The 255-nt window shown below is 42.0% G+C and carries 1 rRNA gene; it reads left to right on the top strand.

Features of this window, described 5'->3' with window-relative positions:
- The first annotated feature begins 141 nt into the window (after window positions 1-141).
- Window positions 142-253 (top strand): 5S ribosomal RNA (rrf, locus tag G9H65_RS13325).
- The last annotated feature ends 2 nt before the right edge of the window (window positions 254-255 follow it).

Here is a 255-nt window from a genome sequence, read left to right as displayed (position 1 = left end):
GGTCGATAGGCTACAGATGTAAAGGCAGTAATGTCAAAGTCGAGTAGTACTAATTACCCGAAAGCTTACTTTTATTAAAAAAATGCAACGACTGTTTATTTTATCTCACAATATGGAAAAAGGCTAAGACCTTGCAAGATTTATGGAGCCGATAGGACGGGTGTTCACCTCTTCCCATCTCGAACAGAGAAGTTAAGCCCCGCACCGCTGATGATACTGGGATCAAACCCGGGAAAGTAAGTAAGCTCCAAGTTA

This window comes from Aquirufa ecclesiirivi, assembly GCF_011250515.1.
Taxonomy (GTDB): domain Bacteria; phylum Bacteroidota; class Bacteroidia; order Cytophagales; family Spirosomataceae; genus Aquirufa; species Aquirufa ecclesiirivi.
This window is presented reverse-complemented; position numbering and strand designations above follow the sequence as displayed.